Source organism: Xanthomonas sp. NCPPB 1325, from assembly GCF_041477645.2.
Lineage (GTDB): Bacteria > Pseudomonadota > Gammaproteobacteria > Xanthomonadales > Xanthomonadaceae > Xanthomonas > Xanthomonas cannabis.
In genome coordinates this window covers 1631355-1656444 of the sequence record NZ_CM192985.1, presented here as the reverse complement: position 1 = coordinate 1656444, position 25090 = coordinate 1631355, and the positions used below count along the sequence as shown (strand labels likewise).

Sequence of the window (25090 nt, the reverse complement as noted above, 5' to 3'; positions counted from 1 at the left end):
CCGACACGCCCGGCCACGCCGCGTGGATTACTGCTTCATCGCGTAGATGGCAGGAATGCCACGCAGCTGCTCGTTGACGTCCATGCCGAAACCGAACACGTAGCGGTCTGCCACTTCCACTCCCACGTAGTCGGCGGTGACGCCGGGCACGCAGCGGTCGTGCCGCTTCACGGTCAGCACCGCCACGCGCACGTCGGTGGCGCCCTGCTCCAGGCACCACTGGCGCACGCCCTGCAGGGTGTAGCCCTCGTCGAGGATGTCGTCGACCAGGATCACCCGGCGGCCGAACAGTGCGGTGGCCGGACGATGCTTCCACACCAGCTCGCCGCCAACGGTTTCGCCGCGGTAGCGGGTGGCATGCAGGTAATCGAACTGCAGGTCCTGGCCACGTGCGCCGAGTTCCAGCGCCAGCTGGCCGGAGAACGGCAGCGCGCCGTGCATGATGGTGAGATACACCGGCACTTCACCGGCGTAGTCGCGCGCGATGGCGTCGGCAATGGTGGACACGGCGGCATCGATGGCCGGACGGTCGACCAGCAGATCGGCTTGGGCCAGGGCCTGGGAAATGGTGAGCGTGGACATCAGGCAATTGTTCCGAAAGAGGCAGAAGGAGTGTTGAAGGAAGCGTCGGTGCCGGCCAGCAGGCCATCCCAGCCAAGCGCGCCACGACCGATCAGCCCGATCAGGGCTGCAGTATTGAGGCTGCGGCCCTGCACGGCCTGCAGCGATTCGTCGACCAGCTCCGGGTGGCAGACCAGCACCACGTCGCAGCCGGCATCCAGATGCGCATGCACCCGGCCCGCCACGCCGCCGGCACTGAACGAGGCGGCCATGCCGATGTCGTCGGAAAAAACCACGCCGCGGAAGCCCATCTGCCCGCGCAAGATCTGTTCGATCCAGCGCTGCGAATAACCAGCTGGCTCCGGGGCGACCTGCGGGTAGACCACATGCGCCATCATCACCGCGTCGGCGCCCGCCTCGATCCCGGCCACGAACGGCACCAGGTCTTCCGCCTGCAGCACTTCGAGCGGTCGCGGGTCGCTGGCGTGGTCGACGTGGGTGTCTTCCAGCACCGTGCCGTGGCCGGGGAAATGCTTGAGCGTGGCGGCCATGCCGGCGCCGTGCAGCGCCTGCACATAGGCGCGCGTGAAGGCGGCCACGATCTGCGGGTCGTCGCTGAAGGCGCGATCGCCGATGGCGCGATTGCCGCGGCCCAGGTCCACCACGGGCGCGAAGCTCAGGTCAACGCCGCTGGCGCGGACCTCGCTGGCCATCAGCTGCGCGTGCGCGCGGGCGGCGGCCAGCGCAGCCTCGGGGTCCTGCGCGTACTGCGCACCGAAGCTTTGCAACGGCGCCAGCGCGCTGAAGCCTCCGCGAAACCGCTGCACGCGTCCGCCCTCCTGGTCCACGCAGATCAACACCGGACGCGGCGCGGCGGCGCGGATGGACGCCGACAACTCGGCCACCTGCGTGCGCGAGGCGAAGTTGCGCGTGAACAGCACCACGCCGGCAACCGCATCGTGCTGCAGCCAGTCGCGTTCCTGTGCGCTGAGTTCGGTACCGGCAACGCCGATCAGAAGCATGTTGGGGGACTCCCGGGCCAGGCGCCACGAGGGCGCAGCGCGGCATTGTCGCAGATGCGCGTTGCAGCGTCAGATCGCGCATTCAGGCGGGCGTTGGATCGGCAGGCTGGCCGGGACGCGCGTTGAGCGCAGGTGCAGAGCGCCCGGCGACCGCCCCCTGGCCCGCCCCCGCAACGGCTTCAGAGCACGTCCAGGTGTGCCCGCCAATGCGCGGCCTGGGCCTGGATGCCCTCCAGCACCTCGGGTGCCATGCCATCGAGCTGCCGGTACGGCATCGCCAGACGCTCGTTGCCGTCCAGCAGCGGGCGCTGCCGCGCAAGGAAATCCCAGTACAACGCGTTGTACGGGCAGGCCTTGGGGCCGGTACGTGCCTTGCGCTGATACCCGCACCCGGCGCAGTAATCGCTCATGCGGTCGATGTAGGCCGCGCCACTGATGTAGGGCTTGCTGCCGAGCAGGCCGCCATCGGCAAACTGGCTCATGCCCACCGTATTGGGCAGCTCCACCCATTCGAACGCATCGATATACACGCCCAGATACCAGCGATGCAGCGCTTGCGGGTCCAGCCCCGCCAGCAGCGCAAAATTGCCGATCACCATCAGCCGCTGGATGTGGTGCGCGTGCGCATTAGCCAGCGAGTTGCCGACCGCATCGGCCAGGCAGCGCATGCCGACCTGTCCATCCCAGAACCAGTGCGGCAGCGGCGCATGCTGATCCAGGCGATTGGTGTGGGCGTACTCGGGCATCTGCGACCAGTACACACCGCGCACGTATTCGCGCCAGCCCAGGATCTGGCGGATGAAGCCTTCCACCGATGCCAGGGGTGCCTGCCCGTGATGCCATGCCGCCTCGGCGCGCGCAATCACCTCGGCCGGGTGCAGCATCTTGACGTTGAGCGCGAACGACAGCAGCGAGTGGAACAGCCGCGGGCTGCGGGTACTCATCGCATCTTCGTAGCGGCCGAAGTCCGGTAACGCCTGCGCGATAAAGGCATCCAGCTGCTGCAGCGCTTCGTTGCGATCCAGTGGCCAGGGCAATGCCTCGGCGCTGGGCGCTCCGAAACTGCGCACACCGGCAGCTTCGATGCTGCGCCACAGCGCGCGGTGGTCGTGCGCTGTACGCCAGTCCTGCGGCGCGGGCGGATCGCCCGGCCACGGCGCGCGGTTGTCGTGATCGAAATTCCAGCGCCCGCCCTGCGGCTCTCCGGCCGCGTCGAGCAGGATGCGGTGGCGGCGGCGCATGTAGCGGTAAAACACTTCCATACGCCACTGGCTGCCCGCACCAAAGCATGCAGCGACCTCCTTGCGCGTGGTCAAGAAATGCTCGCTGTCGACCATGCGCGTGGCAAACGCACGGCCTGCACTCCATTGCCGCAGCGCTTGATCCAGCCGCCACTCGTCCGGCGCCTGGTAGTCCAGCTGGCGGGCGCGGTAGTGCGCCATCAGCGCATCGAGATTGGCAGGGATGGACTGCCGATTACTGGGGTTGTCGATCGCGACATGGCGCACCCGATGCCCGGCTTGCCGCAGCCCGGCGGCAAACGCGCGCATCGCTGCGAAGATCGCCAGGATCTTCTGCGCGTGATGCAGCACGTAGTCGGTTTCCTCGCGCACTTCCATCAGCACGTAGACCACACCGGGGTCGCGGGTCGCGAACCAGCTGTGCTGCGGGTTGAGCTGATCGCCCAGGATCAGCCGCAGCGTATGTGCGGGCGCCTGTGCGGTGCTGTCGGCAGAGGCCGGGGTCTCGTTGCTGCGCAGACGCAGCCCCGACTCACGCGTCGGCACGGTCGGCAGCATGACCCGCACAAACCTGCTGCGCCAGCGCAGTTCCGCTTTGCCAGGCGCCTTCGACCTTGCCGCCGGCCAACCAGTCACCGCAGATGCCGATGCCACCTTGTGCGTCCCACACGCAGCCAAGCTGCAGTGGCGGCTCGGTACTTGCGACCGTCCATCCAAACGCATCGCAGGCGTGCGGCAGCGGCAGGCCAAACGCCGCCAATTCCGGCAACAGGTGCGCGATGACCTCGGCAGGCGATGCATCGCGATGGGCCCGGCTCCACTCGGCAGTGGCGTGCAGCAGCCAGGTCTCCGGGCCGCCTCGCCCCGGTTTGCTGGAATCGCGCGCGGCCCAGCGCAATGGCCCGGTATTGACGAACAACGCGTCATAGCCCGGATCGATGCGTGCATCGAAGCGCAGCACCAGCGCCCACGCAGGCTGCATCCGCGCACTGCGGGCGATCTCGCACAGCGCGGGCGCAATCTCGGCCAGCCAGAGCGCCGCGCCGGGCGCCGGAAGCGCGAGCAGCAGCGTATCGACACCGTGCGGCGCAGCGCCGTCCTGCACATCCACCGCCCAGCCCTGCCCGCTGCGTTGCAGCGTGCGCAGCTTCGCGTGCATGCGCACATCCAGGCCCGCCGCAAGTGCGCGCGCCGGGGCGGCCATGTCCGGCACGCCGACAAAACGCGTCAGCGCGCTCTGCGACAGGCGCCGCTCTGCGCCATCCCAGCTTGCGATGCGCACCGGCCAGCGCGCGGCAACACCAGCGCCAATCCAGGCGTCGACCACCGCCGCAAACGCCGGATCGCGTGCGGTGAAATACTGTGCCCCGGTATCGCATTGCCAGCGGTTGCCGGCGTGGCCACGCATGCGCCCGCCGGGTGCGTCGCCCTGCTCGTACACCGTGACCGCATGGCCGGCAGCGTGCAGGGCGTCGGCGCAGGCAAGGCCGGCCAGGCCGGCGCCGATCACTGCAATCGTGAGCGGACGGTGCGGACCGGCTGTCTGGTCAGTGGCTGGCAGAGGCATCGCGCAATCGGTCGATCAGACCGGGCAGCCATCCGGCCCGCAGGCGTCGGGGCCGCCGACCGGCACCGACTCGGCGGCCAACTGCAACAAGGCCTGCGCAAAGCTCTCGGCTGGCTGCGCGCCCTGGATCAGGCTGCGCCCGTCGATCACGAAACTGGGCACCGCGCGAATGCCCAGCGCACGGGCCTGCGCTAGCTGCGCCTGGACCTCGACGGTGCCTTCGTCGGAGTCGAGCATCGCCTGCACGCGCGCGGCGGCAAGACCGCCGGCCTCACCGGCACGCAGCAAGGTCTCGGTCGCCGCCACGTTGCGGCCTTCGGCAAAGTGCGCATGAAACAGCGCTTCCATCACCGCACCGACATCGCCTTCGTGCGTGGCCAACCACAACAGCCGATGCGCACGCAGCGTACTCACCTGCACCTGGCCGCGCCCGAAGTCGAACGGCAGGCCCTCCGCACGCGCGGTCGCCTGGGTCTGCGCCAGCATCTGCTCGACGCGCTCGACCCCGCCGAACTTGCGCGCCAGCGCATCGCGCAACGGTACCGGCTCGGCGCCAGCGTCCGGATCCAACTCGAAGGCGTGGTAATGGATGTCCAGCACCGGCGCCCTTGCGCCCAGCGCTGCGACGGCCTGTTCAAACCGGCGCTTGCCGATCCAGCACCAGGGGCAGACCACGTCGGACCAGATATCGATGCGCATGAGCGGGGATTTGGGATTGGGCATTTGGGATTCGCAGAGCATAAGCCCAATCGCTGCGGCGGAAATTAGAAACGAGTGAGGGCAATGCCCGGAAAGCATCGATCAGCGCGGCGCCGCACTCTGCCCTTGCGAATCCCGACTCCCGACTCCCGAATCCCCGCTCCTGAATCACCCGGCCCAGCGCGAAAACGGATGCGATGCCAGCGCCAGATTGTAGTACCGCGTGTCGTCGGTCACTTCCGCACCGATCCACTCAGGCCTGGCAAAGGCTTCGTCGGCGCTGGCGAGCTCGATCTCGGCCACCACCAGCCCGGCGTTGTCGCCGAGAAATTCGTCCACTTCCCACACATGGCCCTGGTACTCGACCAGATGCCGGCGCTTGTCGATCAGCCCGCCCACGCACAGGTCCAGCAGCGCGCGCGCATCGGCGAGGGGAATCGGGTACTCGAACTCCTGGCGGGTATGCCCCACCTCACGCGACTTGAGATTCAAGAACGCGCCCTCGCCCTGCACACGCACACGCACCGACGCATTCTGCGCCCCGCTACGCAACGCCGCCTGGTCATTGACGTAGCCCTGCGCCATCGGGATCACCGCATGCGCGGCAGCACGCCACCCATCGCCGGAGACAAGAAACTTGCGTTCGATTTCTAGAGGCATGGGATTCGGGATTGGAATTGGGGATTGGTTAAAGCAACGCACTGCGTGCCTGTGGGGCTCTTGCCAAGACCCCGCAGTACCAGGGGCAATGCTTCGATCTGACGCTTGGGTAAGCGATTAGCGAAAGGACACATCACGACCCGCCGTTGCGAATCCCCAATGCCCAATCCCCAATCACCGCTTCTCGAACACCGCAATGCTCTCCACATGGGCGGTATGCGGGAACATGTCCATCGCACCGGCCGACACCAGCGTGAAGCCTTGCTCGTTGACCAGATAACCGGCGTCGCGCGCCAGCGAGCCCGGGTGGCAGCTGACATAGACGATGCGTTCGAACTTCTTCAGCGGCAATTGCTGCAGCACTTCCAGCGCACCGGAGCGCGGCGGGTCCAGCAGCAGCTTGTCGAAGCCCTGGCGCATCCAGGACGCACTGCGCTGGTCCTGGGTCAGGTCTGCCGCATGGAACTGCGCATTGTGCAAGCCGTTGCGCTGGGCATTGTCCTTGGCGCGCGCGACCAGCCCGGCATCGCCTTCCACCCCGACCACCTCGCGCACGGTGCGCGCCAGCGGCAGGGTGAAGTTGCCCAACCCACAAAACAGATCGAGCACACGGTCATCGGGCCTGGCATCGAGCAGTGCTAGCGCGTGCGCGATCATCTTCTGATTGAGCGAGGCGTTGACCTGGATGAAATCCAGCGGACGGAAGGCCAGTTCCACATCCCACTGCGGCAGGCGAAACGACAGCGGCACCTCTTGCGGCCACAGCGGATGCACACTGTCCACGCCGCCGGGCTGCAGGAAGATCGCAAAGCCATGCTCCTGCGCGAACGCCCCCCAGGCCTGTTGGTCGCGCTCGCTGAGCGGCTGCATGTGGCGAATGGTTAGGGCCACCGCATCGTCGCCGGCGATAAATTCGATCTGCGGAATATCGCGCTTGCCATCCATGCCCTCGACCAGCGCAGCCAGCAGCGGGATCTTGTCGCCGATCTGCGGGATCACCGTGTAGCAGACCGACAGGTCGGCCACGAAACGTGGGTCGAGCTCGCGGAAACCGACCAGGGTCTTGTCTTTCTTCTCCACCCGGCGCACTGAGAAACGGCCCTTGCGGCGATAGCCCCAGTTGTCGCCGGTGAGCGCAGGCAGCACGGTCTGCGGGCTGACGTGGCCGATGCGTTCAAGATTGTCCATCAGCACCCGCTGCTTGGCCACGATCTGCTGCGACTCCTCGAGATGCTGCAACACGCAGCCGGCACAGACACCGAAATGCGGGCAGCGCGGGGTCACGCGCTGCGGGGAGGCTTCCAGCACCTCCACTGTCCTGGCCTCGTCGAAATGGCGGCTACGCGCGGTGGGTTCGGCACGCACCAGCTCACCGGGCAGGGCGCCGCTGATGAAGGTGACCTTGCCGCCCTCGCCGTCACGACGCGCAACGCCGCGCCCGTCATGGCTCAGGTCGGTGATGGCAGTCTGGAAGGGAGTACGGTCGAAACGGTTTCGGGTTCTGGCCACGTGGCGACGAGCTGCGGGCAAAAAGGGTGCGTATTGTCGCAGATGCGATCGACGGAGGCCGCGCCGCCTGGCGCGGCAATTGTGGCGCCCCGCAAACACAGGCAAACTGCATGTGCGCGCGGCAGCACAGGACGCGGCATCGCTGACAAGGAGGCAGCATGAATATGGCGACACGTCAGGAACCCCATCCACGACTCTTGTTGGTGGAAGACGACCCGATCAGCCGTGGCTTCCTGCAGGCCGCGCTGGAGGGCCTTCCGGCCCAGGTGGATTGCGCCGATTCATTGTCCTCGGCGCTGGATCGCGCGCGCGGCCATCGCCACGACCTATGGCTGATCGACGTCAATCTTCCCGATGGCACCGGAAGCGGGCTGCTGCGGGCGCTGCGCCTGCTGCATCCGGACGTCCCCGCGCTGGCGCACACCGCCGACGGCAACATGGCGATGCAGCGCGGCCTGCAGTCCGATGGATTTCTGGAAATGCTGGTCAAGCCGTTGAGCACCGAACGCCTGTTGCAGGCGGTGCGCCGCGGCCTGGCGCGCGGCCGCTACAGCGTGGCGCCGGTCGGCGTGGTGGACATCGCGGCCAGCGACTGGGACGAGGCCGCGGCACTGAGCGCCCTCAACGGTCAGCAGCATCATCTCAACGCCTTGCGCGAATTGTTCCTGGCGGAGCTGCCGGGCACGCGGGATGCGGTGACCTCGGCGTTGAACGTCAGCGATGAGCAGGCGCTGCGCAATCACCTGCATCGGCTGCAGGCCAGTTGCGGCTTCGTCGGGGCCGCCCGGCTTGCCGGAGCGGTGCGGCTGCTGCGCGGCGACCCGCAATCGCGGGCCGCACAGACCCAGTTCCACGCGGCGGTGGCGGCGTTACTGCACTGAGCTGCGCCCTGCGTTTGTGGCGAGCACCCCAGGGCGCGGGCCTGGAGTGCGACGTTGGCCTGGTCGACATCGGAGACGCAACGCGATGGCAGAGGCTTGCCGGGCCAGATCGTGCATCGATGCCCACCCTGCCCCGATCAGCGGCGTCGCGCCAGATCCTCGAGCATTTCCCAGGATTTGAGCCCACGTCCGTTCAGATGATGCAGCAGCACGCTGCGCATGCTGCGCCGCAGTCCGGGCATATCCTCAGTCGCCGGCAACGTGTCTTGGCCCAGCGCCAGCAGGGCCGCACCGGTCACGGTCTCGCGCCGATCCTGTGCCAGGCGCTCGCTCAGCACCCGCATGGCGCCTTCCTGGGGATCGAGTCGATAGCGCGCTGCCGGGTCGATCGGTTGCCCCTCGCTGTCGTGCTGCAGATCGAAGCCGAACCCCAGCCCGTCCAGCACATCACGCTCGAACCGGCGCAGTCCCCAGGCCAGCGGCAGCCCGGCCGCCAGATGCGCGCGTGCCTGCGCATAGCACGCGTAGAGCTCGGGGACCGCATCGTTGCGCGGCGCAAGCCGCAGCAGCAGCTCGCTGATATAGAAGCCGGCCAACATGGCCTCGCCGACCAAACGGGGCGCGGTGTCCAGCGCCTCGGCCTGGCGCAGCTGCGCAAGTTCGCCGCGCTGCACGGCGGTGAACTGGATCAGTTGCAGCGGCTGCAGCGCCGCGCGCAGCGCCTGCTTGCGCGGCCCCTGCACGCCCCGCGCCAGCAATCCAACCCGCCCGTGCTGCTCGGTCAGCACTTCCACCAGCAGGCTGGTCTCGCGCCAGGCACGCACATGCAGCACGAAGCCGTGCTCGTGCTCGATCAGCATGGGGGGGAGGGTCGGGACTGGGGACCCGGGACCGGGGACCCGGGAAAAGCCAGCACAAGCAATCGCTTGCAACGCCGCTGAAAATGCACGCCGCCGCCAGATCCGCGCGCCAGGCTGGCAGGACCGGAGACGCCCCATATCGCGGTTTTCCACCTACCCCGGATGACCGGTCCGGCGCTCTTCCCGGGTCCCGGGTCCCGGGTCCCCGGTCCCGGCTTCATTCGTAGCCGAACGCCTTCAGCGCCGCCTCGTCATCCGACCAGCCTTCGCGCACGCGCACCCAGGTTTCCAGGAACACCTTGGCACCGAACAGGCGCTCCATCTGCAAACGCGCCTTGCCGCCGATCTCCTTCAGGCGGGTACCGCCCTTGCCGATCACGATCGCCTTCTGGCCTTCGCGCTCGACCCAGATCACCGCACCGATGCGCAGCAGAGCACCGTCTTCGGCAAAGCGCTCGATTTCCACGGTGGTGGCGTACGGCAATTCTTCGCCGAGCTGGCGCATCAGCTGCTCGCGCACCAGTTCGCCGGCCAGAAAGCGCTGGCTGCGGTCGGTGATTTCGTCTTCGCCGAACATCGCCCCGGCTTCGGGCACCAGCTTGAGCAGGTCGCTCACCAGCGCGTCCAGGCCCTTGCGCTTGAGCGCCGAGACCGGGTGCACGGCGGCAAACGTGCGGCCCTCGCTGACCTGCGCCAGGAACGGGAACAGCGCGGTCTTGTCCTTGAGCCGGTCGACCTTGTTGACCACCAGCACCACCGGCACGCCGGCGTCGCTGAGCACGCGGAACGCCAGGGTGTCTTCCTCGTCCCACCGCCCGGCCTCGATCACCAGCACCGCGGCATCCACACCTTCGAGCGAGCCGCGTGCGGCACGGTTCATCACCCGGTTCATCGCGCGCTTCTGCTCGCGGTGCAATCCGGGCGTGTCGACCAGCACCAGTTGCCCCTCCGGGAAGGTGGCAATCCCGAGCAGGCGGTGCCGCGTGGTCTGCGGGCGGTTGGAGACGATGCTGACCTTGGCGCCCACCAGGGCATTGGTCAGGGTGGATTTGCCGACATTGGGCCGGCCGATCACGGCAACGCTGCCGCTACGGTGGGAAGAGGGTTCGCTCACGTGTTTGAATCCAGTTGTGCGATGACGGTAGCCGCCGCCTGTTGTTCGGCAAGACGGCGCGACGTGCCCTGGCCTTCGGCACGGGCAATCGGCTGCTCCAGGATGCAGGCGACATGGAACTGCTTGGCGTGCTCGTCGCCGGTTTCGCTGATCAGCGCGTAATTGGGCAGCGGCAGCTGGCGCGCCTGCAGCCATTCCTGCAACCGGGTCTTGGGGTCTTTTTCTGCCTTGCCCACCGGCAATGCCGCCAGCGACGCTTCGAACCACGGCAGCACCACCGCGCGGCAACGCTCGAACCCACAGTCCAGATAGATTGCCGCCACGACCGCTTCGACCGCGTCGGCCAGGATCGAATCGCGGCGATGGCCGCCGGACTTCAATTCGCCTGGTCCAAGCGTCAGCCGCTCGCCCAGATTCAGGGTGCGCCCGATCACGGCCAGGGCGCCTTCGCGCACCAGTTCGGCGCGCGCGCGCGTCAATGCGCCTTCGTCGGCCTTGGGCCAGCGCTGATACAGCGCCTCGGCGATCAGCAGGTTGACGATGCCGTCGCCAAGAAATTCCAGGCGCTCGTTATGCGGCGTCCCGGCACTGCGATGGCGCAGCGCCTGGGTGAGCAGACCCGGATCGGCGAAGGTGTGCCCGATCGGATCGCCGCGCTGGAAGGTTCTATTCGCCACCACGTCCGGTCATGTCCTGCGAGGTATCGAACTTGCCGACAATGTCCAAATTGCCGATCAGCTCGCGACGCACTTCGTAATTGACCTTCATGCGCCAGCCGCCATCCACACGCTCGAACTTGACGTCTTCCTTTTTGACGTTCTCCGAGTAGTTGATGTACAGGCGACGAAAGAACAGATCCTGCAGCTTGGACGGGTCCATGTTGGCACTGCCCGGCTCCTTGGCCAGACCCTTCATCGCCGTGCGTACCGAGTAATACTCCTGGTACATCGGAAACAGCTTCATCCCGATGTACAGGCCGAACCCGACCACCGCCAGCACCACCACGAACGACGTCAACGTCATACCGCTTTGCTTGCGCTTCATTGTGCTTCCCCCGGCACGCCGTGCGTGCATTTACTGGATTCCAGTCCCGATCCGCGATGGATCGAAACTCCCCTTGCAGAACCATCCTTCGCAATTGAGCCAGATCAAAAACGCCTTGCCGCGCAGATTGGCTTCCGGCAGGAAATGCGTCTGGGTCCAGAACCGGCTGTCTTCGCTGTTGTCGCGATTGTCCCCCATCACGAAATAGCTGTCTGCCGGCACCGTCCAGTCGCCCTGGCCGGCCGGCATGTTGCGGTCCACCCACTCCAGCACGGTATGCGTGCGGCCCGGCAGGTCCTCCACCAGCAGCGTGGTGCCGGTCATCTCGGCGCCCTTGCCCTTGCCGATGTACTCGCCCTTGACCGTATAGCGCATCGGCTTGTCGTTGATGTACAGCGTATCGCCGTGGAAGCCGATCTTGTCGCCCGGCAGGCCGACCACGCGCTTGATCCAGTTCTGGTCCGGCGCATGCGGCGGCTTGAACACCACCACGTCGCCACGCTTGGGCTCGCCGGTCGGGATGAACTTGGTATTGGTGATCGGCAGACGGAAGCCGTAGGCAAACTTGTTGACCAGGATGAAATCGCCGATCAGCAGGTTGGGCATCATCGAGCTGGACGGAATCTTGTACGGCTCGGCCACGAAGCTGCGCAGGATCAACACCACCGCCAGCACCGGGAAGAAGGCGCGCGAGTAATCGATGATCGCCGGCTCGCTGTCCAGCAACCCGGCGCGTGCCGCGCGGCGCTTGGCCAGGAACAGCTTGTCCAGCAGCCAGATGAAGCCGGAGCCCAGCGTCAGCACAACCAGGATGATTTCAAACCATTTCATTGGTGTTCCTTTCGGAAAGGGAATCGAGAATCGAGAATGGGGAATCGGAACAGCAGGAGCACTCGCGCTCTTACGATTCCCGACTCCCGATTCACCATTCCCAGCTACTTATCCATCTGCAAGACAGCCAGGAAGGCCTCCTGCGGAATCTCCACGCGGCCGACCTGCTTCATGCGCTTCTTGCCTTCTTTCTGCTTTTCCAGCAGCTTTTTCTTGCGCGAAACGTCGCCACCATAGCACTTGGCCAACACGTTCTTGCGCATCGCCTTGACGGTGGAGCGCGAGATGATCTGCGAGCCGACGGCGGCCTGGATCGCCACGTCGAACATCTGCCGCGGAATCAGATCCTTCATCTTTTCGCACAGCTCGCGGCCGCGCCGGTCGGCATGGCTGCGGTGCACGATCAGTGACAACGCATCGACCTTGTCGCCGTTGATCAGCACGTCCACGCGCACGAAGGGGCCGGCATCAAAACGCACGAAGTGGTAATCCAGCGACGCGTAGCCACGGCTGACCGACTTGAGCTTGTCGAAGAAATCCAGCACCACCTCGGCCATCGGCAGCTCGTAGCTGATCTGCACCTGGCTGCCCAGGTAATTGATGCCGATCTGGGTGCCGCGTTTTTCTTCGCACAGCTTGATGATGTTGCCGATGTACTCCTCGGGAGTGAGCACGTTGGCGCGGATGATCGGCTCGCGGATTTCCTCCACCAGGTTCAACTGCGGCAGCTTGGCCGGGTTGTCCATGTTGATGACCGAGCCATCGGTCTTGAGCACTTCATACACCACGGTTGGCGCGGTGCTGATCAGGTCCAGGTTGTACTCGCGCTCCAGGCGTTCCTGCACGATTTCCATGTGCAGCATGCCCAGGAAGCCGCAGCGGAAGCCGAAGCCCATCGCCTCGGAGCTTTCCGGCTCGAAGCGCAGCGCCGCATCGTTCAGGCGCAGCTTGTCCAGCGCTTCGCGTAGGTCCGGGTAATCCTCGGCGTCGACCGGAAACAGGCCGGCGAACACGCGCGGCTGCATTTCCTGGAAACCGGGCAGCGCATGCGGCGCCGGGTCGGCCGCCAGGGTCAGGGTGTCGCCAACCGGCGCGCCGTGCACGTCCTTGATCGAGGCATTGATCCAGCCCACTTCACCGGCGCCCAGTGCGACCAGTTCCTTGCGCTTGGGCGTGAACACGCCGACCTTGTCGACCAGATGGGTGCGGCCGGTGGACATCACCAGAATCTTGCTGCCCGGCTTGATCTCGCCCTGCATCACGCGCACCAGCGAGACCACGCCCAGGTAGTTGTCGAACCAGGAATCGATGATCAGCGCCTGCAGCTTGTCGGTATCGCGCGGCTTGGGCGGCGGGATGCGATGCACGATCGCTTCCAGCACCAGATCGATGTTCAGGCCGGTCTTGGCGCTGACCGCCACGGCGTCTTCGGCGTCGATGCCGATCACCGCTTCGATCTCGGCCTTGGCGCGGTCGACATCGGCGGTGGGCAGGTCGATCTTGTTGAGCACCGGCACCACCTCCAGCCCCTGCTCCACCGCGGTATAGCAGTTGGCCACCGACTGCGCTTCCACGCCCTGCGCGGCATCCACCACCAGCAGCGCGCCTTCGCACGCGGCCAGCGAGCGGCTGACTTCATAGGAGAAGTCCACATGCCCGGGGGTGTCGATGAAGTTCAGGTGGTAGGTCTGCCCGTCCTTTGCCGTGTACGGCAAGGACACCGACTGCGCCTTGATGGTGATGCCGCGTTCGCGCTCGATCGGGTTGGAGTCGAGCACCTGGGCCTCCATCTCGCGCGCCTGCAGGCCGCCGCACAGCTGGATGATCCGGTCGGCCAGGGTGGATTTACCATGGTCGACGTGGGCAATGATGGAGAAGTTGCGGATATTCCGCATTGAATCAGAGGACATTGAGGTGGGCGCCGGCGCAGCCGTCGTCAGGGTAACGCAGCATTATCGCATGCTCGGCCCCTTTGGGGCCGGGGATTGGGGAATCGGGATTCGGGAATCGCAAAAGCAGGGCGGGCCGCGTAGTGCGGACCCGCTGCTGCCAATCCCGAATCCCACATCACCAATCCCGGCCTCCCTCAGCCGCCGGCCTTCAAGGCCACATAGCTCGTCGCCTTGCCGTCGGTGACCAGCAGCATGACCACGTCGCCCTTCTTGTAGCTGGACAGCGCGCGATTGAGCTCGGCGACGCTGCCGACCTTGGTGCGCCCGACGCGCGCAATGACCAGGCCCGGCGACAGTGGCGGCTGGGTGCTGCGCGCTGCGGCACCTGTGACTGCGGCAATCCGCACGCCCTCGCCGGCGTCCAGGCCCAGGCGGCTGCGTTCGGCGGCGGTGAGATCGGCCACCTGCAGGCCCAGCAAGGCCACGCTGGCCGGGGCCTCCGGCTTGGCGTCCTCGGCGGCGGAGCGCGGTGCGGCGCTGTCGCTGCCATCCTGCAACGGGGCCAGGGTGACAGTGACCTGGCGCGGCTTGCCGTCACGCAGCACATCGAGCGCCACCTTGGTACCCGGCGCCATCAGGCCGATCATTGGCGGCAGATCGCTGGCGACCTCGATCGGCTTGCCATTGACCGAGCGGATCACATCGCCCACCTCGATCCCGGCCTTCGCGGCCGGACTCCCTGCCGGAATGTCGTTGACCAGCGCGCCGCGCGTATCCGGCAACCCAAGGCCCTGCGCCTTGAGCGAATCGATCGGGCCGACCGCCACGCCCAGCATGCCGCGGCTCACGCGGCCAGTGGCCTTGATCTGCTCGGCGGCGCTGAAGGCCAGGTCGATCGGGATCGCAAAGCTAATGCCCATGTAGCCGCCAGAGGCGGAGAAGATCTGCGAGTTGATGCCGACCACCTCGCCGCGGGTGTTGAGCAACGGGCCGCCGGAGTTGCCCTGGTTGATCGCCACGTCGGTCTGGATGAAGGGCACATAGCGCTGATCGGCGTAGGGGTTGCTGCGCCCGGTGGCGCTGACGATGCCGGCGGTGACCGAGTGGTCCAGGCCGAATGGCGAGCCGATCGCCACCACCCACTGGCCCGGCTTGAGCGTGTTGGAATCGCCCAGGCGCACCGTCGGCAGGCCCTTGGCCTCGATCTTGAGCAGCGCCACGTCGAACTGCTCGTCGCTGCCGACCACCTTGGCCTTGAACTCGCGGCGGTCGGTCAGCTTGACGGTGACCTCGCTGGCGCCATCGACCACGTGGTGATTGGTCAGCACATAGCCGTCGGCAGAAATGATGAAGCCCGAGCCCATCGACTTGCCGGCGATACCGCCATCGTCATCGCCACCACCCTGCCCCGGCCCCTGGCGCGGGCCACCGGGCATCTGGAAATCCGGGCCGAAGAACCGCTTGAAGAACTCCGGCATCTCATCGTCGGGCATCGCGCCGCCGCCGCGACCGCCCGGGCCGCTGCGCTGCTGCCGTGCCATCGCGTCCTTGCGGGTGATGGTGGTTTCGATATTGACCACGCCCGGGCCGACCTGTTCGACCAAGTTGGTGAAATCCGGCAGGCCGGCGACCAGTTGCGGCGCCGGCGTGGTGCTGCGGTTGGCGGCGATCGGCGCACTGGCCTTGGCGGCCGGCGCAGGCGCCGTCTGCTGGGCACAGGCGGCCAGCGGCAAGGTCATGGCGATCAGGCCGAACATCTGGGTGCGGATGCGGTGGTTCATCGAGTTGCCTCCGATGGCAGGGCGACAGGGGCCGGAACCCGCGCGATGACGCGGGCCCGGCAAGATAACGGAAGGACGCGAGCCGACAGGATGAAGAGCGGCTGCCGGATCAGTCTTGCGGGAGCGGTGCCGGCAGGGGCCGGTCCGGCGCCGGGTGACCCGTCGCCTGCGGCGCAGGTTCGAACGGGTAGAACGCCGGGCCCTGGCGGCTCTGGCTGAAACTGGCGTTGAGGGGGCTGTCGCCGGCGCCGGACAGCGCCGCGCGCGGCCACGGACGGGCCTGCAGCGTGGTGTCCGGATGCGTAAACGGATTGGATGACGCCGCCGGGGCCGCGACTGCCGGCACCGCCGGGGCCGCTGCCACCATGCGGGTCGGCGCCTGCTGCTGACGCGCAGCCGCACTACGGGCGACCTGCTGATTGCGGGTGGCAGCGCCGCGCCGGGTCGACGCCAACGCCGCCGCCGGCACCGCCGCAACCAGCGCGCCGCCGTCGCCCGGGCCCGCCGGGTCCGGGGTTGCCGGCGCCTTTGGCAAGGCGGGCGGCGTGGCGGCGGCGGGCAGCTGCGCGGTGGTGGCGTACACCGGCACACGGGATGCCGGCGGCGCCGTCTCCGGCAGGCGCTCGCGCGCCATGAACAGGGCGATGGCCGCAACCGATGCCGCAATCGCCGCACCACCACCCCAGCGCCAGCGCGCCGCCGGGCGGGCAGCCGGCTGCGGCCGGGGAACGGGTTCTTCGGCAATGGCTGTGCGCACACGCGCCGCAAAATCCAGCGGTGCCGGCGCACTGGCCGCACCGCGCAGCACGTCGCCGCACAGCTGCCAGCGCTCGTGGCAGCCGGCCAGCTCTTCGTCGTGGGCCAGACGGCGCAACAGAAAGCGCGACTCGTCTGCGCTCAATTCTCCGTCGACCAGCGCAGACAGCTGCTGGCGATAGTGAAGTTCGAACTTGTCGGTGGTGGACATGGCGGGGTTATGGCTCATACACGGTGTCGCTCACGGGTAGCGCTTTCGGTCTCCAGCAGAGGCCGCAGCTCGATGTCGATGGCCTCGCGCGCCCGGAAGATGCGCGAGCGCACCGTTCCGATCGGGCAATCCATCTTTCGCGCGATTTCCTCGTAACTCAGCCCTTCCACCTCGCGCAGGGTGATGGCCGACCGCAGTTCTTCCGGTAACGCTTGGACCGCACGCATCACCGTTTGTTCCAGCTCCTGTCGCATCAATTCGCGCTCCGGGGTGTCGGTGTCGCGCAACCGGGTCGCCCCGTCGAACTGCTCGGCATCGCTGATCTCGATGTCGTCGGTAGGCGGCCGGCGGTTGTGCGCCACCAGATGGTTCTTGGCAGTGTTCACGGCAATGCGGTGCAGCCACGTATAGAACTGGGAGTCGCCGCGGAAACTGTTGATCGCGCGGTACGCGCGCACAAAGGTGTCCTGGGCCACGTCCTGGCATTCGCTCCAGTCGGCGATGTAGCGCCCGATCAACGCGACGATCCGATGCTGGTATTTGCGCACCAGCACATCGAACGCCGCGCTTTCGCCGCGCTGCACACGCCGGACCAGTTCCAGGTCCAGCTCCTGAGGTGTATCGACTTCGGCCATGTCGGGCCGCACTCCTGTCAGCCCACCGAAGTCGGGCAATGAGACCGCCATTGAAAGGAAAAGTTCATACCGCTCCGTACGACCTTCACGCATCAGGGTAGCGGCACCGATGCGCTGCTGGCGATGCCCGGAACCAGGCGCATGCCGTCCGGTCGACAGGGATGGGTATTTGACGTGAAGGAAACAACCTCTGGATGATAACGGCCTTTCCTTCTATTGCCGGACGGCCAGACGCATGCTTCCAGGTTTCGACGGGCTCCGATTCAGCCATTGGCAGGCCGACCTGCGCGAGGACGGCGTGGTCGTGCTCAGCCTTGATCGCCAGGGCGCACCGGTCAACGCATTTTCGCAGGAGGTGCTGCTCGAACTGGGCGCACTGGTCGAGCGGCTGGCGCTGGAGCCGCCCAAGGGCGTGGTGTTGCGCTCGGGCAAGGCCAATGGATTCATCGCCGGCGCCGACCTGAAGGAATTCCAGGAATTCGATCGCAAGGGCACGGTCAACGATGCGATCCATCGCGGCCAGCAGGTCTTCCAGAAACTGGCCGAGCTGCCCTGCCCCACGGTGGCGGCGATCCATGGCTTCTGCATGGGCGGCGGTACCGAGATCGCGTTGGCCTGTCGCTACCGCGTGGCCTCCGATGACGCCAGCACGCGCATCGGCCTGCCGGAAACCAAGCTCGGCATCTTTCCCGGCTGGGGCGGCAGCGCCCGCTTGCCACGCCTGATCGGCGCACCGGCAGCGATGGACCTGATGCTGACCGGGCGCACCGTCTCGGCCAAGGCCGCGCGTGCGATGGGCCTGGTGGACAAGGTCGCGGCGCCTGCCGTGCTGGTCGATGTGGCCGCTGCACTGGCACTCGCCGGCACCACGCGGCCACTCAAACAGCGCGCCACCGCGTGGGCCACCAATACCTTGCTCGCCCGCAAGCTGCTGGCGCCGCAGATGCGCAAGCAGGTCGCACGCAAGGCGCGCAAGGAGCATTACCCGGCGCCCTATGCCTTGATCAATGTCTGGGAACGTGCCGGTGGCAGCGGTATCCAGGCGCGCCTTGCGGCCGAACGCAAGGCAGTGGTCAAGCTCGCCAGCACCCCGGCCGCGCGCAACCTGATCCGCATCTTCTTCCTCACCGAACGCCTGAAGGCACTCGGTGGCAAGGAGACAGGCGCCGCCGCGCTGCCGCCGATTCGCCATGTGCATGTGATCGGCGCCGGCGTGATGGGCGGCGATATCGCCGCGTGGGCGGCCTACAAGGGCTTCGAGGTCACGCTGCAGGACCGCGAGCAGCGCTTCATCGATACGGCCCTGGGCCGTGGCGGCGAACTGTTCGCCAAGCGCGTCAAGGACGAAAGCAAGCGGCCGGCGGTGGCGGCGCGCCTGCGCGGCGACCTGTCCGGCACAGGCGTGGCGCAAGCCGATCTGGTGATCGAGGCGATCATCGAGAACCCGCAGGCCAAGCGCGAGCTGTATCAGTCGATCGAGCCACAGCTCAAGCCCGATGCATTGCTGACGACCAATACCTCTTCGATTCCGCTCACCGAGTTGCGTGGTCATATCCAGCGCCCGGCGCAGTTCGCCGGCCTGCACTACTTCAATCCGGTGGCCATGATGCCGTTGGTGGAAATCGTGCAGCACGACGGTCTGGACCCGGCCAACGTGGCGCGCTTGGCGGCGTTCTGCAAGGCGCTGGACAAGTTTCCGGTACCGGTGGCCGGCACGCCGGGGTTCCTGGTCAACCGGGTGCTGTTCCCCTACCTGCTCGAAGCGGCCACCGCCTATGCCGAAGGCATTCCCGGCACGGTGCTGGACAAGACCGCGGTCAAGTTCGGCATGCCGATGGGGCCGATAGAACTGATCGACACCGTGGGTCTGGATGTGGCCGCCGGCGTCGGCGCGGAGCTGGCGCCGTTCCTGCACCTGCCGATCCCGGCCGCACTGGCGACCGTAGAGCCAGGCAAGCGCGGCAAGAAGGACGGTCAGGGCCTGTACAAGTGGGAAAACGGGCGCGCGGTCAAACCCGAGGTGGCCAGCGGCTATGCGGTGCCGGCCGACCTGGAAGACCGGCTGATCCTGCCGCTGCTCAACGAAGCGGTGGCGTGCCTGCACGACGGCGTGGTGGCCGACGCGGACCTGCTCGATGCCGGCGTCATCTTCGGCACCGGCTTCGCCCCCTTCCGTGGCGGCCCGATCCAGCACATCCGCAGTGTCGGCGCCGACGCCCTGCTGGAACGCCTGCAGGCGCTGCATGCACGCTACGGCGAACGCTTCGCACCGCGCCCGGGCTGGGACTCGCCGGTGTTGCGGGAGGCGGTGGTGTGAGGCGGGGCTGATCTGATCGACAGGGTCTGATACACAAAAAAGCCGCCCATGGCGGCTTTTTTGTGTTTGCGCTCCTCATCGGCAGAGACGCCGCTGCGACACCTGCATACAGCAATGCGAGTTCGATACAGATGTCCGGAAACGCTTCAAGCGTTACGGAAGGGCCCACGCACCGCCCCTTCGAGTATTGCAATGCCTCAGTGGTGGTGATGACCAGCATGCCCATGCGAGTGCCCATGCTGGTGTCCGACGTCATGCCCTGCATGCGCAGCATGCCCGTGCTGCGGGGCGCTGGCCGGGGAGCCGCAGGGGTCGGTGCCGCAGTCGCCGCTTTCCACCTGCAAGGTGACGTGGGCGATGTCGAAGCGGTCGTGCAGCAGCGTGCCGAGTGCGTCGCGCAGGCGGTCGCGGTCGGTCGATTCGCCCACCACCACGTGCGCGGTGAGTGCCGGGGTGCTGGAGGCCAGCGCCCAGACGTGCAGGTCGTGCACGTCGTCGACGCCGGGGTAGCTGGTCAGGGCATCGCGGACCTGGGCCAGGTCGATGCCCTTGGGCACGCCTTCGAGCAGGACGTTGATCGCTTCGCGCAGCAGCACCCAGGTGCGTGGCAGCACCCACAGGCCGATCAGTACGGCCAGCACCGGGTCGATCCAGTGCCAGCCGGTCCAGCGGATGAGCAGCGCGCCGATGATCACCGCCACCGAGCCGAGCATGTCGCTCCAGACTTCCAGATAGGCGCCCTTGACGTTGAGGCTTTCGCCGCTGCCGGCGTGCAGCAACTTCATCGCGATGAGATTGATCACCAGGCCCAGCCCGGCGATCAGCAGCATGCCGTTGGAGGAAATGTCCTGGGGCGCGCGGAAGCGTTGCGCGGCCTCCCACAGGATGTAGCCGCCCACGCCAAACAGCAGCGCGCCGTTGACCAGGGCACCCAGGGCCTCGAGTCGCACATAGCCGTAGGTGCGGCGCGCATCCGCCGGGCGGCGGCTCAGGCGCACCGCCAGCAACGCGATCATCAAACCGAGCGTGTCGGTAGCCATGTGCGCGGCATCCGACAGCAAGGCCAGGCTGTTGGACACGAACGCGCCAATGACTTCGGCCACCAGGAACGTGGCTGTCAGGCCGAGCGCCCACCACAACGGTGCTTCGTGACGAATCTCGGTGGGGGCGTGGTTGTGGTCGTGTCCCATGGGTGCGCTAGCCGTATGCAATGCGCGCACCTTAGGCGCGCGCGCTGGCGGAGACTATTACACCCGCAGGTGATGCGATGACATCACCTGCCGATATGCAGCCGCCACGCATCACGCGTTGCGAGGTTGCACCGGTCTACACCTTGGCCACCAGTTTGACCACGCTGGAGAAATCCAGCGCGCCGTTGCCGGCCTGGCTGTTCATGGCATACAGGTTGCGCGCCAGCTCACCCAGCGGAATCGACACGCCGGCCTGCACTGCAGACTCGGCCACCAGGCCCAGGTCCTTGAGCATGAGGTCGTTGCCGAAGCCGCCGCTATAGCCGCGCGAGGCCGGTGCGTTGGGCAGCACGCCTGGCCACGGATTGCAGACTTCGGTGGCCCAGCTGCGGCCGGTACTGACCGCCATCAGCTGCGACAGCACTGCCGGGTCCAGACCCTGTGCGACGCCGAGCGCCAGCGCCTCGCCGGTCGCCGCCATGATCACGCCCAAGGCCATGTTGTTGCAGAGCTTGGCCACCTGGCCGGCGCCGTTGTCGCCCACGTGGAAGATGTTCTTGCCCATGGCCTGCAACACCGGACGCGCGCGTTCCAGGACGTCGGCATCGCCACCAACGATGAAGGTCAGCGTTCCGGCGCTGGCGCCGGCGGTGCCACCGGAGACCGGCGCATCCAGCATCGCCAGCCCGCGCACGCGCGCAGCGTCGGCCAGTTTGCGTGCGGACACCGGTGCGATGGTGCTGCAGTCGATGACCAGCGCTCCGGCCGGAATCTGCGCCAGGATGCCGCCCTCGCCCAGATACAGCCCTTCGACATGCCGGCTGGCGGGCAGCATGGAGATGACGATCTCGGCCTCTGCCAGGGTGTCGAGCGCCGAGGCGGCGACATGGGCGCCGGCGGCGGATGCGGCGTCCAGTGCGCCTTGCACCAGATCGAATACCCGCAACTGGTGCCCGGCCTTGATCAGGTTGGCGGCCATCGGGCCGCCCATATTGCCCAGGCCGATAAAGGCGATCTTGCTCATTGTGCGATCTCCAGGAGGGAGCAACTATCAAACGGGGTGGTTGCGCGCAGGCAGGGCGATGGCGCGCGGCGCTGGAGCAACGCAGGCGATGACTGCGGCAGGCGCGGTGGCAGGCCTGCAGCACACGCGGTGGCTAAGCCTGGCGTGCACGCAGATCTGCCAGCGGATGCTGCGCCGCCGACCAGGGTGCGGTGAAAAAACCGGCAGCCCACTGCGCGTCTGCCTCGCCCAAGGTGGCCGGCTGCCAGTGCGGCTGGCGGTCCTTGTCGATCAGCAGCGCGCGGATGCCTTCGGCAAAATCGCCGTGCGCGGCGGCATGCAGCGCGACCACGTACTCGATGCGAAACGTGTCGGCCAGTGCCGCGGTGTCGGGATGACGATGCAGTTCCCACGCCAGCCGCGCCGAACCTGGCGCACCTGCCACCAGGGTGCTGCGCGCGGCCTGCAACCAGGCATCTTCGCTTTGCAGGGCCACGATGGCAGCAACGACCTGCTCCAGCGATTCGCCAGCCATCAGATCTGCAATCAGCTGCGCATGAAGCTGCAGCGGACCGGGCTCCATCGGTTGGGCGATGCCGTGCAGAAACGCACTGAGTTGATGGCGATCGTCGTCGGCATGGCCTGTCCATGCATGTGCGCTCAAGGCATCCAGCACCGCCGCATACTGCGCGTGCTCCAGGCGTACATCGGCCAGCCCGGCGTAGATGGCGTCGCTCGCGTCGAGCGGCGCGCCGGTGAGCGCCAGAAACAGCCCGGCGCCCTGCGGCACGCGGCGCAGCAGCCAGCTGCCGCCGACATCGGGAAATAGACCCACACTGATCTCGGGCATGGCCAAGCGCGAACGCTCGGTGACCACGCGATGGCTGGCGCCGGACATCAGGCCGATGCCGCCGCCCATCACGATGCCATGGCCCCAGCACAGCAACGGCTTGGGATAGGTGTGGATGCGATAGTCCAGCCGATATTCTTCTTCGAAGAATGCCGCGGCATGCGCATTGTCCTGCGGCCTTGCCTGTCGCAGCACAGCGTCGGGTACCGCGTCGCGATGCGCGCGCATGCTCTGGTACAAGCCATGCAGATCGCCGCCGGCGCACAGCGCCTTCTCGCCCGCGCCGCGCAACACGACGCAGGCAATCCGGGCGTCATCGGCCCACGCACGCAATTGGGTGTCGAGCAAACGCACCATCTGCAACGACAGGCCATTGAGCGTCCTGGGTGCGTTCAAGGTCACAATGCCGACGCGATGCCCATCGGTGCACTCGCGTTGCTCGAACAGTACCGGTGCCTGGTCAGCCGTGCTGGTCTCCACCATCACCGCGCGCTCCATTGCGGTGCGCGTTTTTCCAGGAATGCTGCAACACCCTCGGCCTGATCGGCATGCTCGAACAGGTCGACGAAGGCTTCGCGCTCTGCAATCAGTGCGGCAGCATGCGTACCGTGGCGGGTGGCCTGCACCAGCCGCTTGCAGGCCGCCACACTGGCCGGGCTTTGCTTGCCGGCGCGCTGCGCCCAGGCGAGGGCCAGCGCGCGCGATTCGCCCTTGCCCACCACTTCCTCCACCAATCCAATCCGGTGCGCGGTGGTGGCATCGATGCGTTCGCCGAGCAGGATCATGCGCTTGGCCCAGCCCTCGCCCACCAGACGCGGCAGGTTCTGGGTGCCGCCTGCGCATGGCAGCAGGCCGACGCTGGCTTCGGGCAAGGCGAGCTGTGCATGCTGTTCGGCGATGCGCAGATCGCAGGCCAGCGCGCATTCCAGTCCGCCGCCCATCGCATAGCCGTTGATGGCGGCGATCGAGACGCCACCAAACGCGCTCAAGGCTTCGAAGGCTTCGCCGAAGCGGCGCGCAGCTTCACGCGCATTGGCCTTGTCGCCATCGGCAAATTGCTTGAGGTCGGCACCGGCGCTGAAGAACTTGTCGCCTTCGCCGGTGATGACCAGCGCATACACGCTGCGGTCGGCATCCAGTGCGCGTACCAGGTCGCGCAAGGCCGCCAGGCTGTGCACGGTCCAGGTATTGGCCGGTGGATTGCTGAGCGTGACGATGACCACATGGCCGTCGCGCTGCACCTGCAAGCCGGTATGGGCGTGTACTTCCCAGTCGCTCATCGCAGTTCCTCCTCGCCGTTGAGCAGATGGCGCGCCACGATCATGCGCATCACCTCGTTGGTGCCTTCCAGGATGCGATGCACGCGGCTGTCGCGCAGCAGGCGCTCGATCGGATACTCGCGGATATAGCCGTAGCCACCATGGATCTGCAGGGCCTCGTCGCAGATGGCAAAGCCGGCATCGGTGGCGAAGCGCTTGGCCATCGCGCACCACACCGTGGCGTCGTGGCTGCCGGCATCGAGCTTGCGTGCGGCGGTGTGCACCATCTGCCGCGCGGCCACCAGTTGCGTGGCCATATCGGCCAGCTTGAACTGCAGCGCCTGGAAATCGGCCAGTTTCTTGCCGAACTGGCGGCGCTCGCCCATGTAGCGACGCGCGGCGTCCAATGCGCCCTGCGCGGCCCCCAGCGAGCAGGCGGCGATATTGATGCGGCCACCGTCCAAGGCCTTCATCGCCATCTTGAAGCCCTCGCCTTCCTTGCCCAGCAGATGGCTGGCGGGGACGCGCACGTCGGTGAAGGTGATGCCGCGCGTGGGCTGGCTGTTCCAGCCCATCTTCTCTTCCTTGCGGCCGTAGCTGATGCCGGGCGCATCGGCCGGCACCACGAAGGCGCTGATGCCACGTGCACCGTCGTCGCCGGTGCGCGCCATCACCACCAGGACATCGGTGGCGCCCGCGCCGGAAATGAAGGCCTTGCTGCCGTTGAGCACGTAGCTGTCGCCGTCGCGCTGCGCACGCGTCTTGAGCGACGCTGCATCCGAACCGCTGCCCGGTTCGGTCAGGCAGTACGAGCCCAGCCTGGCGCCGCTGGTCATCGCCTCGCCCCACTGCGCACGCACCGCGTCGGTGCCGTAGCTGGCAATCAGCCAGGTGGCCATGTTGTGGATGCTGATGAAGGCCGACGTGGACGGATCGACCGTGGCCAGTTCCTCGAACACCACTGCCGCATCGAGCCGGCGCATGCCCAGGCCGCCCACGCCTTCGTCGGTATAGAGGCCGCAAAAGCCGAGTTCGGCGGCCTTGGCGATCGCCTCGCGCGGGAAGTGGCCCTCCGCATCCCACTGCGCGGCATGCGGGGCGAGTTCCTTGTCGGCGAAGTCGCGCGCGGCGGCGCGGAAGGCCTCCTGCTCGTCGTTCAGATCGGCCGCGTTGGGGTGTAGCTGGATGGCTGCATTCATGGCGATCG

General features: G+C 67.0%; 23 protein-coding genes. 2 read left to right on the top strand and 21 right to left on the bottom strand.

The window, feature by feature from the left end:
• Nucleotides 1–27: 27 nt before the first annotated feature.
• The 7 genes from ACCQ10_RS06885 to rlmD form a co-directional block, all read right to left on the bottom strand.
• On the bottom strand, nucleotides 28–582 hold the full coding sequence (locus ACCQ10_RS06885; RefSeq protein WP_039406636.1) for a hypoxanthine-guanine phosphoribosyltransferase: 555 nt from the start codon (nucleotides 580–582) through the stop codon (nucleotides 28–30).
• Entirely contained in the window at nucleotides 582–1583 is a 1002-nt protein-coding gene (nagZ, locus tag ACCQ10_RS06880; RefSeq protein ID WP_372362593.1) for a beta-N-acetylhexosaminidase, read from the bottom strand. Before nagZ ends, ACCQ10_RS06885 begins: the two co-directional genes overlap by 1 nt.
• 179 nt (nucleotides 1584–1762) lie before the next feature.
• On the bottom strand, nucleotides 1763–3382 hold the full coding sequence (locus tag ACCQ10_RS06875; protein WP_372362592.1) for a cryptochrome/photolyase family protein: 1620 nt from the start codon (nucleotides 3380–3382) through the stop codon (nucleotides 1763–1765).
• Entirely contained in the window at nucleotides 3357–4391 is a 1035-nt protein-coding gene (locus ACCQ10_RS06870; protein ID WP_372362591.1) for an NAD(P)/FAD-dependent oxidoreductase, read from the bottom strand. Before ACCQ10_RS06870 ends, ACCQ10_RS06875 begins: the two co-directional genes overlap by 26 nt.
• 15 nt (nucleotides 4392–4406) lie before the next feature.
• Nucleotides 4407–5090: a DsbA family oxidoreductase gene (locus ACCQ10_RS06865; protein WP_123137393.1), complete on the bottom strand. Its 684-nt coding sequence runs from the start codon at nucleotides 5088–5090 to the stop codon at nucleotides 4407–4409.
• Nucleotides 5091–5258: 168 nt separating this feature from the next.
• A complete protein-coding gene (locus ACCQ10_RS06860; RefSeq protein WP_372362590.1) occupies nucleotides 5259–5750 on the bottom strand; it encodes a CYTH domain-containing protein in 492 nt (163 codons plus the stop codon).
• Nucleotides 5751–5924: 174 nt separating this feature from the next.
• Nucleotides 5925–7259 carry a 23S rRNA (uracil(1939)-C(5))-methyltransferase RlmD gene (rlmD, locus tag ACCQ10_RS06855; protein ID WP_372362589.1) on the bottom strand — a complete coding sequence of 445 codons (1335 nt, stop codon included), beginning with the start codon at nucleotides 7257–7259 and terminating at the stop codon, nucleotides 5925–5927.
• A gap of 158 nt (nucleotides 7260–7417) precedes the next feature.
• Between rlmD and ACCQ10_RS06850 the strand changes: the two genes are divergently transcribed.
• Nucleotides 7418–8140: a response regulator gene (locus tag ACCQ10_RS06850; RefSeq protein WP_039406654.1), complete on the top strand. Its 723-nt coding sequence runs from the start codon at nucleotides 7418–7420 to the stop codon at nucleotides 8138–8140.
• Between the two features lie 137 nt (nucleotides 8141–8277).
• Here ACCQ10_RS06850 and recO read toward each other — a convergent pair whose 3' ends face one another.
• From recO to rpoE, 9 genes are all read right to left on the bottom strand, one after another.
• Nucleotides 8278–9000, bottom strand: a complete 723-nt coding sequence (gene recO, locus ACCQ10_RS06845) for a DNA repair protein RecO (protein ID WP_372362588.1) — start codon at nucleotides 8998–9000, stop codon at nucleotides 8278–8280.
• A 217-nt stretch (nucleotides 9001–9217) separates the two neighbouring features.
• The gene (gene era / locus ACCQ10_RS06840; RefSeq protein WP_372362587.1) at nucleotides 9218–10114 is read right to left on the bottom strand and encodes a GTPase Era; all 897 of its coding nucleotides are present in this window, start codon (nucleotides 10112–10114) and stop codon (nucleotides 9218–9220) included.
• A complete protein-coding gene (rnc, locus tag ACCQ10_RS06835) occupies nucleotides 10111–10791 on the bottom strand; it encodes a ribonuclease III (RefSeq protein ID WP_039406713.1) in 681 nt (226 codons plus the stop codon). Before rnc ends, era begins: the two co-directional genes overlap by 4 nt.
• Nucleotides 10781–11188: a DUF4845 domain-containing protein gene (locus ACCQ10_RS06830; protein WP_081419377.1), complete on the bottom strand. Its 408-nt coding sequence runs from the start codon at nucleotides 11186–11188 to the stop codon at nucleotides 10781–10783. Before ACCQ10_RS06830 ends, rnc begins: the two co-directional genes overlap by 11 nt.
• Nucleotides 11189–11989, bottom strand: coding sequence for a signal peptidase I (gene lepB / locus ACCQ10_RS06825; RefSeq protein ID WP_039406666.1), 801 nt, complete (start codon nucleotides 11987–11989; stop codon nucleotides 11189–11191). It abuts the gene before it with no gap.
• Between the two features lie 104 nt (nucleotides 11990–12093).
• On the bottom strand, nucleotides 12094–13884 hold the full coding sequence (gene lepA, locus ACCQ10_RS06820) for a translation elongation factor 4 (RefSeq protein ID WP_372363072.1): 1791 nt from the start codon (nucleotides 13882–13884) through the stop codon (nucleotides 12094–12096).
• A 191-nt stretch (nucleotides 13885–14075) separates the two neighbouring features.
• Nucleotides 14076–15662 (bottom strand): DegQ family serine endoprotease, encoded by a 1587-nt coding sequence (locus tag ACCQ10_RS06815; protein ID WP_104581041.1) that lies wholly within the window; start codon nucleotides 15660–15662, stop codon nucleotides 14076–14078.
• Nucleotides 15663–15771: 109 nt separating this feature from the next.
• On the bottom strand, nucleotides 15772–16647 hold the full coding sequence (locus ACCQ10_RS06810; protein WP_372362586.1) for a sigma-E factor negative regulatory protein: 876 nt from the start codon (nucleotides 16645–16647) through the stop codon (nucleotides 15772–15774).
• On the bottom strand, nucleotides 16644–17264 hold the full coding sequence (gene rpoE, locus ACCQ10_RS06805) for an RNA polymerase sigma factor RpoE (protein WP_039406677.1): 621 nt from the start codon (nucleotides 17262–17264) through the stop codon (nucleotides 16644–16646). Before rpoE ends, ACCQ10_RS06810 begins: the two co-directional genes overlap by 4 nt.
• 235 nt (nucleotides 17265–17499) lie before the next feature.
• Between rpoE and ACCQ10_RS06800 the strand changes: the two genes are divergently transcribed.
• Nucleotides 17500–19581 carry a 3-hydroxyacyl-CoA dehydrogenase NAD-binding domain-containing protein gene (locus ACCQ10_RS06800; RefSeq protein WP_372362585.1) on the top strand — a complete coding sequence of 694 codons (2082 nt, stop codon included), beginning with the start codon at nucleotides 17500–17502 and terminating at the stop codon, nucleotides 19579–19581.
• 197 nt (nucleotides 19582–19778) lie between these two features.
• Here ACCQ10_RS06800 and ACCQ10_RS06795 read toward each other — a convergent pair whose 3' ends face one another.
• From ACCQ10_RS06795 to ACCQ10_RS06775, 5 genes are all read right to left on the bottom strand, one after another.
• The gene (locus ACCQ10_RS06795; protein ID WP_372362584.1) at nucleotides 19779–20771 is read right to left on the bottom strand and encodes a cation diffusion facilitator family transporter; all 993 of its coding nucleotides are present in this window, start codon (nucleotides 20769–20771) and stop codon (nucleotides 19779–19781) included.
• Nucleotides 20772–20907: 136 nt separating this feature from the next.
• Entirely contained in the window at nucleotides 20908–21795 is an 888-nt protein-coding gene (mmsB, locus tag ACCQ10_RS06790; protein WP_372362583.1) for a 3-hydroxyisobutyrate dehydrogenase, read from the bottom strand.
• A 133-nt stretch (nucleotides 21796–21928) separates the two neighbouring features.
• Nucleotides 21929–23107: an enoyl-CoA hydratase/isomerase family protein gene (locus ACCQ10_RS06785; protein WP_372362582.1), complete on the bottom strand. Its 1179-nt coding sequence runs from the start codon at nucleotides 23105–23107 to the stop codon at nucleotides 21929–21931.
• Complete coding sequence (locus ACCQ10_RS06780) at nucleotides 23107–23904, bottom strand: enoyl-CoA hydratase (protein WP_372362581.1); 798 nt, start codon at nucleotides 23902–23904, stop codon at nucleotides 23107–23109. Before ACCQ10_RS06780 ends, ACCQ10_RS06785 begins: the two co-directional genes overlap by 1 nt.
• Nucleotides 23901–25082 (bottom strand): acyl-CoA dehydrogenase family protein, encoded by a 1182-nt coding sequence (locus ACCQ10_RS06775; protein ID WP_184374013.1) that lies wholly within the window; start codon nucleotides 25080–25082, stop codon nucleotides 23901–23903. The genes ACCQ10_RS06780 and ACCQ10_RS06775 overlap by 4 nt, the downstream gene beginning before the upstream one ends.
• Nucleotides 25083–25090: the final 8 nt, after the last annotated feature.